This window comes from Phenylobacterium aquaticum (assembly GCF_022695515.1).
GTDB classification, from domain to species: domain Bacteria; phylum Pseudomonadota; class Alphaproteobacteria; order Caulobacterales; family Caulobacteraceae; genus Phenylobacterium; species Phenylobacterium aquaticum.
This window is the reverse complement of the sequence record NZ_JALDPT010000060.1, coordinates 1-16,876: the sequence shown is the minus strand read 5'-3', so window position 1 is coordinate 16,876 and position 16,876 is coordinate 1. Positions and strand designations below refer to the sequence as shown.

16 protein-coding genes and 2 pseudogenes are annotated in these 16,876 nt (G+C 69.6%); 9 read left to right on the top strand and 9 right to left on the bottom strand.

What is annotated here, in order from left to right; all coding sequences use genetic code 11:
• The coding region (locus MQH10_RS24970) for a ComEC/Rec2 family competence protein (protein ID WP_242566679.1) at positions 1-1,961 on the top strand (1,961 nt) is incomplete at its 5' end.
• On the opposite strand, the pseudogene lexA reads toward MQH10_RS24970, so the two are convergent.
• Positions 1,942-2,633: pseudogene (lexA, locus tag MQH10_RS24965) on the bottom strand (transcriptional repressor LexA). The gene MQH10_RS24970 and the pseudogene lexA overlap by 20 nt on opposite strands.
• Positions 2,634-2,852: 219 nt before the next feature.
• Here lexA and MQH10_RS24960 point away from each other — a divergent pair.
• The 5 genes from MQH10_RS24960 (at position 2,853) to MQH10_RS24940 (ending at position 6,444) form a co-directional block, all read left to right on the top strand.
• On the top strand, positions 2,853-3,620 hold the full coding sequence (locus tag MQH10_RS24960) for a cytochrome b/b6 domain-containing protein (protein ID WP_242566678.1): 768 nt from the start codon (positions 2,853-2,855) through the stop codon (positions 3,618-3,620).
• A 2-nt stretch (positions 3,621-3,622) separates the two neighbouring features.
• Complete coding sequence (locus MQH10_RS24955) at positions 3,623-4,000, top strand: hypothetical protein (RefSeq protein ID WP_242566677.1); 378 nt, start codon at positions 3,623-3,625, stop codon at positions 3,998-4,000.
• A gap of 35 nt (positions 4,001-4,035) precedes the next feature.
• The gene (locus MQH10_RS24950) at positions 4,036-4,392 is read left to right on the top strand and encodes a molybdopterin-dependent oxidoreductase (RefSeq protein ID WP_242566676.1); all 357 of its coding nucleotides are present in this window, start codon (positions 4,036-4,038) and stop codon (positions 4,390-4,392) included.
• Between the two features lie 127 nt (positions 4,393-4,519).
• Positions 4,520-5,713: a hypothetical protein gene (locus MQH10_RS24945; RefSeq protein ID WP_242566675.1), complete on the top strand. Its 1,194-nt coding sequence runs from the start codon at positions 4,520-4,522 to the stop codon at positions 5,711-5,713.
• 59 nt (positions 5,714-5,772) lie between these two features.
• Complete coding sequence (locus MQH10_RS24940) at positions 5,773-6,444, top strand: hypothetical protein (protein ID WP_242566674.1); 672 nt, start codon at positions 5,773-5,775, stop codon at positions 6,442-6,444.
• Here the strand turns inward: MQH10_RS24940 and trpC are convergent.
• The 3 genes from trpC to MQH10_RS24925 are packed head-to-tail and all read right to left on the bottom strand — an operon-like array spanning position 6,441 to position 8,838.
• The gene (trpC, locus tag MQH10_RS24935; RefSeq protein ID WP_242566673.1) at positions 6,441-7,232 is read right to left on the bottom strand and encodes an indole-3-glycerol phosphate synthase TrpC; all 792 of its coding nucleotides are present in this window, start codon (positions 7,230-7,232) and stop codon (positions 6,441-6,443) included. The two genes, MQH10_RS24940 and trpC, sit on opposite strands and share 4 nt — an antisense overlap.
• Complete coding sequence (gene trpD / locus MQH10_RS24930; protein WP_242566672.1) at positions 7,229-8,248, bottom strand: anthranilate phosphoribosyltransferase; 1,020 nt, start codon at positions 8,246-8,248, stop codon at positions 7,229-7,231. The genes trpC and trpD overlap by 4 nt, the downstream gene beginning before the upstream one ends.
• Entirely contained in the window at positions 8,248-8,838 is a 591-nt protein-coding gene (locus tag MQH10_RS24925; protein ID WP_242566671.1) for an anthranilate synthase component II, read from the bottom strand. Before MQH10_RS24925 ends, trpD begins: the two co-directional genes overlap by 1 nt.
• Positions 8,839-8,916: 78 nt before the next feature.
• Here MQH10_RS24925 and MQH10_RS24920 point away from each other — a divergent pair, with 78 nt between their 5' ends.
• Positions 8,917-9,117 carry a hypothetical protein gene (locus MQH10_RS24920; RefSeq protein WP_242566670.1) on the top strand — a complete coding sequence of 67 codons (201 nt, stop codon included), beginning with the start codon at positions 8,917-8,919 and terminating at the stop codon, positions 9,115-9,117.
• Positions 9,118-9,279: 162 nt separating this feature from the next.
• On the opposite strand, the gene trpE is transcribed toward MQH10_RS24920, so the two are convergent.
• The gene (gene trpE, locus MQH10_RS24915) at positions 9,280-10,812 is read right to left on the bottom strand and encodes an anthranilate synthase component I (protein ID WP_242566680.1); all 1,533 of its coding nucleotides are present in this window, start codon (positions 10,810-10,812) and stop codon (positions 9,280-9,282) included.
• An 852-nt stretch (positions 10,813-11,664) separates the two neighbouring features.
• Positions 11,665-12,747: pseudogene (locus MQH10_RS24910) on the bottom strand (peptidylprolyl isomerase); the annotation flags it as partial.
• A gap of 155 nt (positions 12,748-12,902) precedes the next feature.
• Between MQH10_RS24910 and tpiA the strand changes: the two are divergent.
• Positions 12,903-13,646: a triose-phosphate isomerase gene (gene tpiA / locus MQH10_RS24905; RefSeq protein ID WP_242566669.1), complete on the top strand. Its 744-nt coding sequence runs from the start codon at positions 12,903-12,905 to the stop codon at positions 13,644-13,646.
• Between the two features lie 155 nt (positions 13,647-13,801).
• On the opposite strand, the gene MQH10_RS24900 is transcribed toward tpiA, so the two are convergent.
• Genes MQH10_RS24900 through MQH10_RS24890 form a run of 3 tightly spaced genes read right to left on the bottom strand, consistent with a single transcriptional unit; the run spans position 13,802 to position 15,968 of the window.
• Positions 13,802-14,107: a hypothetical protein gene (locus tag MQH10_RS24900; RefSeq protein ID WP_242566668.1), complete on the bottom strand. Its 306-nt coding sequence runs from the start codon at positions 14,105-14,107 to the stop codon at positions 13,802-13,804.
• Between the two features lie 60 nt (positions 14,108-14,167).
• Positions 14,168-15,322: a patatin-like phospholipase family protein gene (locus MQH10_RS24895; protein ID WP_242566667.1), complete on the bottom strand. Its 1,155-nt coding sequence runs from the start codon at positions 15,320-15,322 to the stop codon at positions 14,168-14,170.
• Between the two features lie 34 nt (positions 15,323-15,356).
• Positions 15,357-15,968, bottom strand: coding sequence for a TetR/AcrR family transcriptional regulator (locus MQH10_RS24890; protein WP_242566666.1), 612 nt, complete (start codon positions 15,966-15,968; stop codon positions 15,357-15,359).
• 132 nt (positions 15,969-16,100) lie between these two features.
• On the opposite strand from MQH10_RS24890, the gene MQH10_RS24885 reads away from it, so the two are divergent.
• Positions 16,101-16,876 (top strand): TolC family protein (locus MQH10_RS24885; RefSeq protein ID WP_242566665.1); only part of this gene is annotated, 776 nt, incomplete at its 3' end.

The window sequence follows — 16,876 nt, the reverse complement described above, 5'->3', positions numbered from 1 at the left end:
GCCTCGCGGCCCTGCGCAGCCGCCTGGCCGTCGCCGGCCTCGGCAAGGTGGGCCTGGTGCTCGCCGCCGCCGTCCTGCTCGGCTTCGCGGCCGGCAAGCTCCGCACCGAGGTGGTCCGCGCCCCGGTCGCGCCGCCCGGCCATGAGCTGTCGACCCTAGAGGCCTATGTCGTCGATATCGCCAGTCCGGGCCAGGGCGGCCCCCGCCTGTTGCTGGCCCCCATCCGCATCTCGGGCCTTGCCCCCGACGCCACACCGATCCGGGCGCGGATGACGCTGAAGCCCGACATGTCCCTGCCGGCGCCCGGAACCGCGATCCGCATCCGCGGCATGATCAATCCGCCCCCGCCGCCCGCCAGCCCCGGCGCCTATGACTTCGCCCGCGACGCCTTCTTCGAGGGCGTCGGCGGGGTCGGCTTTGCGCTCGTCCCGCCCACGGTCATCCGGCCGGAGGGCCGCGCGCCCTGGCCGCTGCGCCTGCAGATGCGGCTCAACGCCGTCCGCTGGGCGCTGGCCCAGAAGATCATCGCGGCCATGGGGGCGGAGGAGGGCGGTCTGGCCGCCGCCATGGTCACCGGCCACGAGGCCTATATCCCCAAGGCCGAGGTCGACGCGCTCAGGGCCGCGGGCCTCGCCCACATCATCTCGATCTCCGGCCTGCACATGGCCATTGTCGGCGGCTTCGCCTTCGCTGGCGCGCGCCTCCTGATCGCCGCCTGGCCCTGGCTGGCGCTCAGGGTCTCGGGCAAGAAGGTCGCCGCCCTGGTCGGTCTCGCCGCCGTGCTCGGCTATCTGGCGATCTCCGGTGCGCCGAGCCCGGCCCAGCGCGCGGCCATCACCGCCAGCGTCGCCTTCTGCGCCATCCTCTCCGATCGGCGCGCCATCAGCCTGCACACCCTGGCGCTCTCGGCCCTGGTGATCCTCCTGATCCAGCCGGACGCGGTGACCGAGCCCGGCTTCCAGATGTCCTTCGCCGCCACCACCGCCCTGGTGGCCCTGGCCGAGCTCTGGCCGCGGGCGCCCAAGGAGATCAATACCCCCTGGCCGATCCGCCTGGTCCAGGGCGGCGGGGAATGGGTGGGCGGCAGCCTGGCCGCCAGCTTCGTCGCGGGCATGGCCACCGGCCCCTTCGCCATGCAGCACTTTAACCGGGTCTCGACCTTCGGCCTCGCCGCCAACCTGCTGGTCGCCCCGATCTCCTCCTTCCTGATGATGCCGGCCCTGGCGCTGGGCGCGGTGCTCGCGCCCCTGGGTTGGGGCCAGGCGCCGCTCGCCGCCGCCGGCTTCGCCATCCATCTGATGAACGAGATCGCCGCCACGGCCGCGGCTCTGCCCTACGCCCAGCTCACGGTGGCCAGCGCCCCGGCCTGGGCCCTGCCGATCGCGTTTCTGGGCCTGCTCTGGCTCTGTCTCTGGAAGGGCCCCCTGCGCTGGGCGGGGATCCCCTTCGCCTTGGCGGTTAGCCTCGCGCCCCGGCCGCCGGTTCCTGACGCCTGGGTTTCCGCCGAGGCCTCGACCCTGGCCGTGCGTGACGGCCGCCAGGCGGTGTTGATGCGGCCGGATGTGAAACTGTTCGCCGCCCAGATCTGGGCCCGGCGGCGCGGGCTCGACCTGCCGGCCGAGGCCCAAGCCCTGCGCGACGCCGACTACGACTGTGATCGCTGGTCCTGCCTCAAACGCCCGGGATCAGCGGCCCCGCCGGTCGCGGCGGTCTGGACGCGGCGCGCCTCCACCACCGAGCAAAAGCTCGCAAATTTCTGCGGCCGGGCCGAGGTGATCATCTTGCGGGGGGAAGCGCCGGCGGACGCCTGTCCAGGCGCCCTGGTGCTCTCGGCCCCGGACTTTGCGCGGGGCGGATCGGCCGAACTCTATCGCGAGGCCGGCCGCTGGCGGGTCCAGTGGGCCCAGTCGCTCAGAGGCGACCGGCCCTGGACCCGCGGGATCAGTGATAGCGACGGATGAGGCCCACCAGTCGGCCCTGGACCTGGACCTGGTCGGGTCCGAAGATGCGGGTCTCATAGGCCGGGTTGGCGGCTTCCAGGGCGATCGAGGCGCCCTTCTTGCGCAGGCGCTTCAGGGTGGCTTCCTCGCCCATCACCAGGGCCACGACGATGTCGCCCGAGGTGGCCGCGTCGGTGCGGCGGATCACGACATAGTCGCCGTCCAGGATGCCGGCGTTCAGCATGGAGTCGCCCTGGACCTCGAGGACGAAGTGCTCGCCCGCGCCCAGCATGCTCTCCGGCACCGGCAGGCGGTCGCGCTCCTGCTGGATGGCCTCGATCGGGGTGCCCGCGGCGATCTTGCCCAGCACCGGCAGCTCGCGCACGTCATTGGCGGCCATGGAGGGCGCGGCCTGTCCGGCCTCGACCAGCTGCGGCTTGAAGGGGCTGCGGCCCTTGGGCGGCGCGGCCGTCGTCGCCTGCTGCGGCAGCTTCACCACCTCCAGCGCCGGGCCCGGTGCGGCAGGCGCCGCAGGAAGCCGCGCTCCTCCAGCGCCGTGATCAGCCGGTGGATCCCCGACTTCGACGCCAGGTCCAGGGCCTCCTTCATCTCGTCGAAGGAGGGCGAGACGCCCGTCTCCTTGATCCGCTCATGGATGAACATGAGCAGCTCGTGCTGTTTGCGGGTGAGCATGACAACGAAGCCCTTGCGAGAACAAAGCGAAAACCTTGTCGATGTTCTCTAGGTGTTCCGAGTTAATGTCAAGTTACCCACAACCCCCCTGAAAAGGCGGGATTTTTCAACTTCGCACCCAAGGCGCAAGGCGACTCAGCCGCCGCTGCCCCCGGCTAGCCTTGACACGCCAACACCGCCGCACATGATCGCGCAGGCCAAGGGGACGGGGCCCATCGAATGTCAGCAGACGCGATCGAGGCTTCCGGGGCGCCGCCGGGCAGGGGGCATGCGCTCTGGGTGCGCCTCTGGCATTGGGGGTTCGCGGCGATCGTCCTGGCGCTCGCCTATTCCGGCGTCGTCATCCTGATGGCCCATCCCCGGCTCTATTGGGGCTGGACGGGCAATGACCTGACGCGGCCCCTGATCGAGCTGCCCCTGGGCCCGAACTACAAACATGGCGGATGGCGCGCGGCGATCGCCTTCTTCGGCGATCCCAATGGCCCCGTGACCCGCGACCGCACGTATCAGATCTTCAACCAGAACAGCTGGGCGCGCAGCCTGCACTTCCTGCTGGCCTGGCTGCTGGTGACCGCCCTCGCGGCCTTCGCAGGCCTCAGCCTCGCCACGGGCCATCTGCGCCGGGACCTGGTGCCCCGGCGCGAGGAGCTGGCCTCGGGCGGCCTGTGGCGCGACGTCCGCGAGCACCTGGCCCTGCGCATCCCGCCGGCCCAGGGCGGCCCGCCCTATGGTCTGCTGCAGAAACTGGCCTATCTGGGCGTGCTCCTCCTGGCCTTTCCGCTGATGGTGCTGACGGGGCTCTCCATGTCGCCGGCGGTGGCCGCGGCCTGGCCCTGGCTGCCCGCCCTGTTCGGCGGGACCCAGTCGGCCCGCACCCTCCACTTCGCGGGCCTGAGCCTGATCGCCCTGTTCCTGCTCGCTCATCTCGCAATGGTCGTGCTCTCGGGGCTCGGCCGACAGATACGCGCCATGACCTGGGGGCGATGAGCATGGGCGACCAAGACATCCTCCCGCGTCGCCAGGCCTTGCTGGGCGGTCTCGCCACCCTGGGCGGCCTGACGCTCGCCGGCTGCACGCCGGAGAACCCGCCCACCTATGGCAACATCCTGCGGGTGGCCGACAACTTCACCTACCAGGCCCAGCGCCTGCTCCTGCCGCGCAACGCCCTGGTCCGCGAGTTCGACCACGCCGACATCACCTCCATGCCGGCGATCGGCACCACCAATCCCGGCGATCCGAAGGAGGGGGCCTACAACGCCGCCTTCGGCGAGACCTATGATCGGCTGCGCAAGGGCGGCTTCGCCGACTGGCGGCTGGAGGTCGTGGGCCTGGTCGCCCGGCCGGCGTCTATTCGCTGGCCGACCTGAAGCGCCTGCCGTCGCGCACCCAGATCACCCGCCACATGTGCGAGGAGGGCTGGTCGTCCATCGCCCAGTGGACCGGCCCGACCCTGGCCGACCTGCTCAGCCATGCGGGCATGCTGCCCGCCGCCCGCTATGTGAATTTCCGCGCCTTCGACGGCATCGTCGACAGCCTAGATCTGGTCGACGCGCTGCACCCCCAGACCATCCTGGCCTATGGCATGAACGGCCGAGACCTGCCGATCGGCCACGGCGCGCCCGCCCGCCTGCGCGTCGAGACCCAGATGGGCTACAAGAGCGTCAAGTTCCTCCGCCGCATCGAGGTCGTCCGGGCCTTCGACGACTTCGGCAAGGACGGCGACATCCAGAACGGCTGGTCCTGGTACGCGGGGATCTGAGGCTCGATCAGGATCGGCGGCTTGGCGCGCCCCGCTCGCAGCTCTGGCAGAAGAGCGTGACGCCTTCTGAGGTTGCACTTCGGTCGCCCATGGTGCAGCTCTTGGTGGCAGTGCGCGGGGGCGGGATTTGAACCGGAAATCTGTGTGGATATTCGCCGTTATCGCGGCGACCGTTGCGGCGATGATGGCCTTCAGTCCTCCCGGCGATCGGGCGGAGATGGCAAGCCTCTTCGGCCTGGTGCTGGCGGTTGTCAGCCTCCAATCCATCCCGGCGTTTCGGCGGTTCGTCCTTCGGCATGTTCGCTGGACCGTCGCAATCGGGATCAGCGCGATCGTCTTGGGTCTCTTGTGCTTCGTCGTGCCGCTAACTCGCTCCGTCGGGGATAGCGACGTTGAGGTCAGTGTCTGGGCGTTCATTCTGCTTCTGCTTGGCGGGGTGCTCACAATTCTGATGCCGTCCACCATGCGGCGGATGGAGGCGAATACGGCGATCTGGAACGCGAAGGGTGGGCCGAAGCCGGCGGCGGACGGCTTTGATCCGGTGGCCGAGGTCACTGGAATTCTGGCGGACCTTTGGGGCCGGAAGGCCGCAGTCGCCCGGGTTGTCGGCCCATGGCTCCTGCTCATGATCGCCATCCCGCTGCTCCTGGTTTTGGGCGGCGACTGGAAAGCGTTGGGTGCTCAGCGACACGAGCTGGCGTTGGCGATCCTGCTCGGCTTCGGGGCCCTGATCGTGGTCGAGGTCGCCTTGCTGTTCGTCGCGGGGATCCAATGGACGCGCTTCACGGCCACGAAACGGGAGCCTCGCTTGACGGCGTTTCCTGGCAAGGCGCTGTGGGGGTGGACTTGGCGCTGGTTCATCTTCGGCGGACTGTTTCAGACTTTTGATCGGATCGAACCCTGGCTTAAGGCGCATTTGCCCGGCGCCACGCCTTGGCAATTGGATAGTCTGCAAAGCCTGATTGGCTTGGTGGCGCTTGTTCTGGCCAGCCCCTTTGCTTTGTCCCTTCCCGCGATCGCGCTGAACGCTTCCGAGAAGGGCGCGATGGCCTGGGCTTTGGCGTTCCGTGCGGTTGGTAGGAAATTTCACATCGGCGCCGCCTTGATCCTGACGCCCTTCGCCCTGGGATCATGGCTGCTCGACACGGCCTACGACCATTTCAAGGGGCCGGTCGTGGCGGGGGTTACGCTGGTGGCCCACGGGACCCTGTTCCTTGGCACGGCCCTCGTGGGCCTGACCTATCTGACCCGTGTCTACCTCCGGGGTAACCAGGCCGGAGTGACTGACGGCGCCCTTTCCGCAAGCGCGCCCGCGCCATAGCGGCCCGCACCGCGCGCATGGTAGTAGAGCCTAGCTTTGGGGACGGAGCGGGGACCTCGATGGACATTCACAAGCCGAAGGCCGCCCACAGCTGGTCCGAATTCCTCATCGAGATCGGGACGATCGTCTGCGGCATCCTGATCGCGCTGGCCGGCGAGCAGATCGTCGAGTCCTTCCATTGGCGCCACGAGGTCGAGGCCGAGCGCGAGGCCCTGCGCGACGAGGCGCGCGACAACCTCTCGGCGGTCGCCTATCGCCAGGCGGAAACCCCCTGCATCGACCGGCGCCTGGCCGAGCTTGAAGAGGGCTTTCGGCGCCAGGCCCAGGGCGCGCCGCTCGCCTTCCGCCAGCCCTTCACCCGGCCGCCGATCTGGGTGGCCAGCACCGGCACCTGGGACATCGCCGTCAGCGGCCAGGCGCTCGGTCACATGAGCCACAAGGAGAAGCTGGCGTTCAGCGACGCCTATGACGCCTACAAGGCCTTCGCCCGTCTGCGGAACGACGAGGACATGGTCTGGCGCCGCCTCGCCCTGATCAATCACCGCGAGATGCTGGGTCCGGGCGACTGGGTCGAGCTGCACCAGGCCTGGGGCGAGGCGGTCGGCACGAACGACCGGATGAAGTCCCTGCTGACCTATATCAAGGGCTCGGCCGCCATGGGCCAGAGTCCGAAGCCGATCGCCGGAGCGGATCTCGCCGACCTCAAGGCCTTCTGTACGTCGCTGTTCTAGCCGCCCAGCAGGGCCCGCGTCGCCGCGGTGACGTCGGCCTGCCGCATCAGGCTCTCGCCGACCAGCATGGCCTTTGCGCCGGACGCCTCCAGCCGCGCCACCTCGGCGGCGGCGAAGATGCCGCTTTCGGTGACCAGCAGGGCGCCTGCGGGGGCCAGAGCGGCCAGGCGCTCGGTGATCGAGAGATCCGTCTCGAAGGTGCGCAGGTTGCGGTTGTTGACCCCGACGAGCGTCGCGCCCAGCGCCCCGGCCCGGGCCATCTCGGCCTCGTCATGCACCTCGACCAGGGCGTCCATGCCGAACCGCTCGGCCTCGGCCAGCAGCTCGGCGGCGAGGTTGTCGTCGACCATGGCCAGGATCACCAGGATGGCGTCGGCGCCCAGCGCCCGGCTCTCGGCCACCTGCCAGCCGTCGACCAGGAACTCCTTGCGGATGGCGGGCAGGGCGCAGGCGTCGCGGGCCGCGGCCAGATAGGCGTCGGCGCCCTGGAAGCTCGGCGTGTCGGTCAGGACCGAGAGGCAGGCCGCGCCGCCGGCCTCGTAGGCGCATGCGAGCGTCGGCGGGTCGAAGTCGGCGCGGATCAGGCCCTTGGACGGCGAGGCCTTCTTGATCTCGGCGATCAGGGCGAGCTTGCCCGGCGCATGGGCCCGCTCCAGCGCGGCCTTGAAGCCCCTGGGCGCCGAGGCGCGGAACGCCGCGCCCTCCAGCTCGGTGTAGGACCGCGCCGATTTGCGAGCGGCGACCTCTTCGCGCTTATAGGCCGCGATCTTGTCGAGGATGTCGCTCATGCCCCCGCCCGGGTGAGCAGCACCAGACGGTCCAGCACCGCCAGGGCCTGACCATTGTCGATCACCTGGCCCGCCAGCTCGACGCCCTCACGCAGGGTCTCGACCTTGTCGCCTACCAGGAAGGCGGCCGCGGCGTTCAGCAGCACGATGTCGCGATAGGCGCCGGTCTGGCCGTTCAGCAGGGCGCGCAGGACGACCGCGTTCTCGGCCGGGGTTCCGCCGGTCAGGTCCGCCAGCGCCCCGCGCGGCAGGCCCACGGCCTCCGGCGTGATGGTGAAGAGGCGCACCTGGCCGTCGCGCCATTCGGCCACGCTGGTCTCGCCGGTGATGGTCATCTCGTCCATGCCGCCGCCATGCACCACCCAGGCCCGCTCGGCGCCCAGCGCGCCCAGCACCCGGGCCAGGGGCTCGACCCAGCGGTCGGCGAACACGCCGAGCACCTGGCGCTTGGCGCCGGCCGGGTTGGTCAGCGGTCCCAGCAGGTTGAAGATGGTGCGGAAGCCCAGCTCCGCGCGGATCGGCGAGACATGGCGCATCGCCCCGTGGTGGGCCGGGGCGAACATGAAGCACAGCCCGACCTCATCCAGCGCCTTGAGCTGCACATCGGCCGGCGCGGAGATGTTCACCCCCAGCTCGGCCAGGACATCGGCTGTGCCGGACTTCGACGACAGGGCGCGGTTGCCGTGCTTGGCGACCTTCAGCCCCCCGGCCGCGGCCACGAAGCTGACGGCGGTGGAGATGTTCAGCGTATGCAGCCCGTCGCCGCCGGTGCCGCAGACATCGATGGTGGGGTAGGGGACGTCCAGCGTCACGGCCGCCCGGCGCATGGCCCGCGCGCTGGCGGTGATCTCGCCCACCGTCTCGCCGCGCAGCCGCATGGCGGTGATGGCCGCGGCCACCTGGGCTGGGGTCGGTTCGCCGCGCAGGCAGGCGGCGAAGAATTCCTGGGCGTCGTCCTCGGACAGGGTCGCGCCGTCGGCCAGCCGGCCCAGCAGGGGCTTGAAGGCGTCCGACATCAGGCGTCGGCGAGCGGCTGGACGCCGGCGATGGCGAGGAAATTGGCCAGCAAGTGGTGGCCGCCCTCGGTGGCTATGGATTCCGGGTGGAACTGCACCCCGTGGATCGGCCGCGTCCGATGCTGGAAGCCCATGATCTCGCCGTCCTCGGTCCAGGCGGTGATCTCCAGCTCGGCCGGCAGGCTGTCCTTGGCCACCGACAGGCTGTGATAGCGGGTGGCGGTGAAGGGGTTGGGCATGCCGGCGAATATGCCCTTGCCCTCATGGTGGATCAGGCTGGTCTTGCCGTGCATCAGGGCCTTGGCGCGCACGACCTCGCCGCCATAGGCCTGGCCGATCGCCTGGTGGCCCAGGCAGACCCCCAGGATCGGCAGGTCCTCCGGCGCGCCGCCGATCAGGGACAGGCAGATGCCGGCCTCGTTCGGGGTGCAGGGGCCGGGCGACAGCAGCACGCCCTGGGGCCGCAGACCGAGCGCCTCCTGAACCGTGAGCGCGTCGTTGCGATAGACGAGCGTCTCCGCCCCCAGCTCGTTCAGATAGTGGACGAGGTTGTAGGTGAAGCTGTCGTAGTTATCGATGACCAGGATCATGGGTTTTCTCTAGGCCGCGCTTGGCTCCGCGCCAAGGGTCGCATTGCGTTGAATATGGGAAGGGACCAGGGTTTCCCCATGCCGTCCGCTGATTCCGCCCTGGAGACCGCCGCGCTCGCCCGCGCCCGCGCCCTGCTCAGCGCGCCCCTGCCGAAGGAAAGCGTCTGGCCGGTGCTCTGCGCCGCCGCCTTCGCCGCCTGCACGGCGCTCATGCTGGCCACCGCCATGATCATGGCCCCGCCGGTCATCACCGAGCACGTGGTGCAGTCGAGCCGGTAGGCTCCAACAATCCGCTCATCCCGGCGAATGCCGGGACCCAGATCCCATGGCGGGATGGCGGGTTGGATGACCTCGGCGCTGCTGGAGCTTACCTCTGCGCTTTTCCATCTGGGTCCCGGCATTCGCCGGGATGAGCGGTGGAGGAGCGGTGCGGGCCCGCCCTCAGACGAACCGCCACGCCTCCTCGGTCGCACGCCGGATGGCGCGGGCCTTGTGCAGGGTCTCGTCATATTCGGCGTCGGGGTCGCTGTCGGCCACCACGCCGCCGCCGGCCTGGACATAGACCTGGCCGTCCTTCACGCAGGCGGTGCGCAGGACGATGCAGGTGTCGACGCTGCCGTCGGCGCCGAAATAGCCGACCGCCCCGGCATAGGCGATGCCGCGCTTTTCGATCTCCAGCTCGTCGATGATCTCCATCGCCCGCACCTTGGGCGCGCCCGAAAGCGTGCCGGCCGGCAGGGCGGCCATCAGCACATCGACCGGGTCCAGACCTTCGGGAGCGTCGCCCTCGACATTGGAGACCATGTGCATGACCTGGGCGTAGCGCTCGATGAAAAAGCTGTCCGTCACCCGCACACGGGCGCCCTTGCTGGGCTTGGGCGCCGCATTGGCGCCGCCCTGGTTCAGCATGGCGACCCGGCCCACGTCGTTGCGGCCCAGGTCCAGCAGCATCAGGTGCTCGGCCCGCTCCTTGGGGTCGGCGAGCAGCTCGGCCTCCAGGCGCTGGTCCTCTTCCGGCGTCGCGCCGCGGGGGCGGGTGCCGGCGATCGGGCGGATGGTGATCTTGCCGTCGCGCAGCCGCACCAGGATCTCCGGCGAGGAGCCCGCCAGCTGGAAGTCGCCGAAGTTCAGATAGAACAGGAACGGCGAGGGGTTCATCCGACGCAGCGACCGGTAGAGCGCGAAGGGCTCCAGCGCGAAGGGCGCGCGGAACCGGTGGCTCGGCACCACCTGGAAGATGTCGCCGGCCCGGATGTAGTCCTTCGCCCGCTCGACGATGCGGTGATAGTCCTGCCGGCTCACCGGCGTGGTGAACTGGTCGGGCTGCGGCACGCCCTTTCCGGACAGCGCCGGGGCGGGCTTGCGGAAGTCCTCCATCACCCCTTCGAGCCGGGCGATCGCCGCGGCATAGGCCGCGTCGGCGGTGAGCGACGACGGCCGCACGGTGGTGACCAGGATGATCTCCTGGGCGATGGCGTCGAAGATGGCCACGATCGACGGGCGGATCATCACCCCGTCGGGCAGTCCGAGCGGATCGGGGTTCACGTTCGGCAGCTTCTCGACCAGCCGGATCATGTCGTAGCCGATGGCCCCGAACACCCCCGCCGACATGGGCGGCAGGCCGGCCGGCAGGTCGAGCCTTGTCGCCGCGACCAGGTCGCGCAGCGAATCCAGCGCCCCGCCCGCCTGGGGCGTGAACCGCTCGGCGGCGATGTCGGCGCCTTGGGCGATCTCGGCCTGGTCGCCGCGGCAGCGCCAGACCAGGTCCGGCTTCATGGCGATGACCGAATAGCGGCCTCTCCAGGCTCCGCCCTCCACCGATTCGAACAGGAAGGCGTAGGGCCGGCCCTGGGCGATCTTCAGATAGGCGGAGACCGGGGTCTCCAGGTCGTCGATCAGCCGGGTCCAGACGACCTGCGAGGCGCCAGTTGCGTATTTGGCCGCGAAGTCGGTCTGGGCGGGCTCGATCGTCACTGGGGCTTCTCCGCCTTGCCGGCGGCGCCGGCCTTGGCCTTCTTGGGGTCGAGGGGCTCCAGGCCGATCGCGGCCCGGGCCTGGTCGGGATAGATGTGCGCCTTGACCTCGGTGCGGGCGAACTTGCGCGCATCGATGCCGACTCGCGAAGATCGCCATGGTCATCTGCGGACGGGTGTCCTCGGTGATGTGGGCGAGCGTCGAGCCCGAGGGCGCGGTCACATGCTCCAGCTTGGCGACGATCAGGCCGAACGTCCCGGCCGCTTCCGCCGTGAACACGTCCCCGGCCGGACCGTTGAAGGTCTTGCCGAGCGCGTCCTGGGACAGGGACTTGTTCTGGGCGGCGTTCTGGCGGTCGAGGCCCGCGACGCGGGTCACGTGCTGGCCGACCGAGCCGGCCACGGCCTCCAGGCTCTCGCCCTTCTTGACCCGGGCCGCCAGTTCGTCGGCCTTGGCCTGCAGGCGCTTGATCATCTCGCGCTGCATCCACACGCGGGTCAGCAGGGGCTTCACCTCCTCCAGGGCCGGCAGGGCCTTGGGGATCACCTTCTCGACGCGGACGGCGAAATACTCGCCCTGGCCGGCGTCCTCGATCTCGCTGTCGGTTCCGGGCGCCAGAGCAAAGGCGGTCTTGATCAGCTTCTCGGTGATCCCGGGGACCGGCTGGCCCTTCTGGTCGGCGCCCTGTTCGGAGACCGGCCCGACGCTGATCGTCGCGACGCCGGCCTTCTGGGCGGCCTCGGCCAGGCTGGCGCCGCCCGAATGGGCGTCGTCATACTTCTGGCTCAGCTCATAGACCTTCTCGGCGGCCGCATCCTTGCGCAGCTCGGCCTCCAGGGCCGGGCGCACTTCCTCGAGCGTCACGGCGTGGCCGGGGCTGATCGCGCCCACCTTGACCACCGCCAGGCCGAGCTCGCCCTGCACCACCGAGGTCGCGCCGACCGGCATGGCGAAGGCGGCCGCGGCGACCTTGGTGTCGGGGATCGCCGACTTCGGCTTGTCCGCATAGATGATGGCGTCCACGCCGGCCGACTTGGCGATCAGGTTGGGGTTCTCACCCTTGTTCAGCCGTTCGACCATGGCCTGGGCGGTCTTGGCGTCCTTGGCCGGGATCTGGGCGACGGTGCGGGTCTCAGGCTTGGAGAGCGTGTCCTTGCGATAGTCGAAGCGCTTCTTCAGCTCAGCCTCGTCGATCGGCAGATTGGCGCTGACCAGGGTCGGGCTGAACCGCACCACGGTCAGCTGCCGGTATTCCGGCCGCATCAGCTGGGCGGAATTGTCCTTCATGAACTGGGTGAGCTGGGCGTCGGTGGGCAGGCCCAGCGGCGGCACGCTCTTCGGATCGACGACGAAATAGCCGAGGTCGCGGCTCTCCATCTCATAGACGGCGCCGAGCGCGCTGTAGGCCCGCGGCACCCGCAGGCCGTTGACGATGCCGGTCACCAGGTGGTTCTCAGCGATCTCGTCACGCATCATCCGCTCGAACACCACCGGGGTCAGCTGGTTCTCGCCCAGCCGCTGGATGTACAGCGTCTTGTCGAAGCGGCCGGACACCTGGTCGAAGAAGGCCGGGATCTTCTCCAGCTGCGCCTTCATCAGGGTGTCGGAGGGTTTCAGCCCGATCTTCTCCAGGAGGGCGGCGAAGGATTCCCGCGTCGCCAGGTCTTCCAGCAGCCGGGTGTCCAGGTGGTTCTCGGCCGCCATCTCGGCGGTGACCGGCTGACCGGCCTGCTGCTCCACGCCTTTGCGGAAGGTGTCGAACTCGCGCTTGTAGTCGAACTGGCTGACCTGGCGCGATCCGGCGGTGATCACCGCGTTGCTGACATGGCCTTTGAAAACGTCGCGGACGCCGAACACGGCGAAGCTGACGATCAGCACCCCGAATAGCGCCGCGCCGACCCAGGATTTCGCGAGGCTGCGGATAGTGGCGAGCATTTTGTCCTTCTCCGCCCCGTTCGGGCGATCCGTGGAACGCGCGGTATAGTGGAGGCCGCTTGGCGCCGGCAAGCGGCGCGCGGCGCTTAAGCGGGTGACAGCCGCCCAAGCATGCCTTAACCGCGCTCTCGAATACGACGAAATCGAGGCCAGCCATGACCAAACCGACCCCCCTGATCGCCGGAAACTGGAAGATGAACGGGCTGGCCGCCTCGCTGGCCGAAGCCAAGGCGACCGCCGCCGGCCTGGGGGACACCACCGCCCGCGTGGCCATCTGCCCGCCCGCGACCCTGGTCGCCCAGGCGGTCTATGCGCTGAAGGGGACCAGGCTGGCGGTCGGCGGCCAGGATTGCCGGGCCGAGGCCTCGGGCGCCTATACCGGCGACATCGCCGCAGAGATGCTGGCCGACGCCGGCGCCACCCTGGTGATTCTCGGCCACTCTGAGCGCCGGGCCGGCTATGGCGAGACCGACGCCCTGGTCGCATCCAAGGTCCAGGCCGCCCTGCGCGCGGGCCTCGAGCCCATCGTCTGCGTCGGCGAGACCCTGGAAGAACGCAAGGCGGGCCAGGCGCTCGCCGTGGTCACCGGGCAGGTGAGGGGCTCTCTGCCCGCCGACCTCGCCGGCAAGGCCTTCGCCGTCGCCTATGAGCCGGTCTGGGCCATCGGCACCGGCCTCACTCCCTCGACCGCCGAGATCGAAGAAGTCCACCAGGCGATCCGCGCCACTCTGACCGAGGTCTTCGGCGCCCACGGCGCGACCCCGCCCATCCTCTACGGCGGCTCGGTGAAGCCCTCCAACGCCGCCGAAATCCTCCACGCCTCGGAAGTCGGCGGCGCCCTGGTCGGCGGCGCCTCCCTCAAGGCCGAAGACTTCCTGGGCATCATCCGGGCGCTGTAGAGGCAGGCCCCCCAAATCCGCTCATCCCCGCGCAGGCGGGGACCCAAGCTGAATCTGCCGCCAGGGGACATGATACCTATTTCCCATCGCGCCCGTTGCCGCGCGCCGTCAGGGAAATAGGTATCATGTCCCCGGTCCGATCCCTTGGGCCGCGATCACGGTTTCGCTTGGTGCGCTGGTTCGGCGCTTCGGTGCTGCTCCGGGTCAATTGAACTTGGAACGGCGTCACCGATTTGCCGGATGCTTTCCGGTGACCAATCGGAGTCTCCGGGGTGGGCTTGTGGCTGGTCGGTCTTGTGCGTTTGAACCTGCCGCTCAAACATTGATACGCAATCGCTGGTGCGACAGTGCGGGTTGAGCCGCACCACCCAATTGCAAAAGGCGATGAACATCGCGAGCGCGGCGGCGCCGGCGGCGATCCAGCCCCAGGGCGTGACATCGGTTTTCTTTCGGCGCGCCACGTCTTTCCCCTCAATCGCATGATCCTACGGGCGACGGGGTTTGACCAGATTTAGCGGCGCCTACTTCCCCGTCGCCCCCGCCGTCCCGGTCTCCCACCCGGCCGCGTCGCGCCCCCGCTCAAACCCGAAGTCGTAGAGCCGCTTCAGGTTGGCGGGCTTGAAGTTCAGGCTGTCGGCGTCCACGTCGGTGGGGATGGCGCTGTAGACGAGGCTGGCGTGGTTGCGTTCCGCGAAGGCCTGGCTCGCCGCCAGCTGGGTGCGGGCCTGGGCCTTGGCCAGGGCGTCGTAGGACCGGGCCAGGATCGACAGGGAGTCGCCCTTGGTGAAGCCGAAGCTCGCCCCGATCTGGCCATTGATCAGCACATAGATATTGGCCGGCGGGCTCTCGGCCGCCGCCCGCGACTGCGGCGCGGTCCAGAGCAGCAGGGTCTCCGGCACGATGAAGAACGGCGTGGTCACCCCGCCGTCGGCGTGCATCTCCGACAGGGCCCGGCCTTCGCCCTGAACCTGGATCAGGGTGGGCGGGAACACTCCGGGAATGCTGGCCGAGGCGATCAGCACATCCTTGAACAACTTCAGGGCCTTGGCGTCGCCGCCTTGCGCGATCGCCCCCATGTCCCAGATCACTGTCTCCTCGGTGTCCAGATTGGTGGTGGCGACCAGCAGGCGCCGGCCCTTGCGATGCTCGGCGGCGATGGCGGCCAGCAGGGCGGGATCGACATAGGCGTCCACCAGGTCGCGCAGGGCGTCGGAGCGGAACAGGCCGGGCAGGGTCAGCGCCGCGGCGGTCTCATGGCTGACGATCCGCGCGGCCTTGCCGCTCAGATAGGCCTCCCGCAGTCGCGCGTCATAGGCCGGGCCCAGGAAGGCGAGGGGGGCGGTGAGCGCCCCGGTGCTGACGCCGGAGACCACGTCGAACTCCGGCCGCGTGCCGCGCGCGCTCCACCCGGCCAGGAAGCCCGCGGCATAGGCCCCGTTGGCCCCGCCGCCGGAGATCGCCAGCGCGTTGAAAGGCTTGCCCGAATTGGCCCGCGCCGAGACCGTGCTGGAGAACCGCAAGCCCGCCGCCCGGTCATTGGCGTTGAACCTCAGATCGCTCAGCCCCTCGGGCGAGGCCGCGGCCAGGTCGCGTTCGGTGAACAGGTCGCGATTGATCGTCCCGCAGGCCGAGAGCGTGAGGGCGCAGGCGAGCGCGACGAGGGCGGGTAGTCTCACAGGCGTCCTCCTGCGGGCATGAACTCATCCAAGTCTAAGGCGCATAGGCTCTCAGGAATGTGTCGACCGCGCCGGCGACCTGCTCGTCCATCTGCTTGGCCGTGAACTCGCCCAGCACGCCCCACAGCTTCAGCTGATAGACGCCCGACAGGGTCAGGTCCTTGAAGCGGGTGGCGGCCACGCGCGGATCGTCCTTGCGTAGGATCCCCTGGTCCATCAGCTGGCCGATATAGCCGCCCAGCCGCTCCAGCACGACCTTCGGCCCGGAGTCATAGAAGGCGTGGCCGAGCTCCGGAAAGCGCTCGGTCTCGGCCGTGACCAGCCGCTGGATGCGGATCGAGTCGTCGCGCATGAGGGTGTCGAGGAAGGTCCCGCCGAAGTGCACCAGCCGCGCGCGCGGATCGGCGCCCTCCACGTCGAACTCGAAGAGCGAACTGGCGAGCTCGGCGCACTGGCGCTGCATCATGGCGGCGAACAGCTCCTCCTTCGACTTGAAGTAATTGTAGAGCGTGCCCTTCGAGCCGCCGAGCCGGGCGGCGATCGCCGACATCGAGGTCGCGGCGTACCCGTTGGACAGGAAGAACGCCTTCGCCACGTCCAGAATGACGTCGCGTCGTTCGTCCCGGTTCATCAGGGCGGCGGCCATCGGTTTTAGCTCCCTTTGCGTCTGCTTCGATCTTGACGTCGTCTAGATGGCCAATATATGACCGTACGGTACGGTCAGTCTAGTGTCTGATCGTTACCGCCCTATCAACCGCACAATCCCTCCGAGGCGCGGATGCCCCGTCTGATGATCTCCCTGCTGGCGGGCGCCGTGGCGCTCTCCGGATGCGCCGCCGTCCCCGATCTCGGCGGCAAGCCCCAGATGCGCGGGCCGGCCCAGTTCGCCACCCAGTCCAGCCTCGCCGCCCCCGCCGCCGACTGGCCGAGCGAAACCTGGTGGACCGTCTATGGCGACCCTCAGCTCGACCAGCTGATGAGCGAGGCCCTGGCCGGCTCGCCCAGCCTGGCCCAGGCCGCCGCCCGGGTGCGCGGCGCCCGGGCCCGGGCCGACGAGGCGCGGGGCGCGACCCTGCCCAGCCTCGGCCTCAACGCCCAGGCCGCCGAGAACAAGCAGAGCTACAACGCCGGCTTCCCCAAGGCCTTCGTGCCCCAGGGCTATAACGACACCGGCAAGGCCACCCTGGACGCCAGCTTCGACCTGGACCTCTGGGGCCGCAATCGCGCCGCGCTCGCCGCCGCCACCTCGGAGGCCGAGGCGACCCTGGCCGACGCCGCCCAGGCGAAGCTGCTGCTCACCACCAATCTGGCCGGGGCTTACGCCGACTTCGTGCGGCTCAACGCTGAACACCAGGCCGCCGACGCCGCGGCCCGCAATCGCGCCACCTCGGCCGATCTGGTGGCCCGGCAGCTGGCCAATGGCGCGGCCAATCGCGGCGAGGCCGATCAGGCCCGCGCCGCCGCCGCCGCCGCCCGCCAGGACCTGGCCGCTCTCGACGAACAGCTGGCCGTGGCCCGCAACCGCATCGCCGCGCTCACCGGCCGGCCCGCACG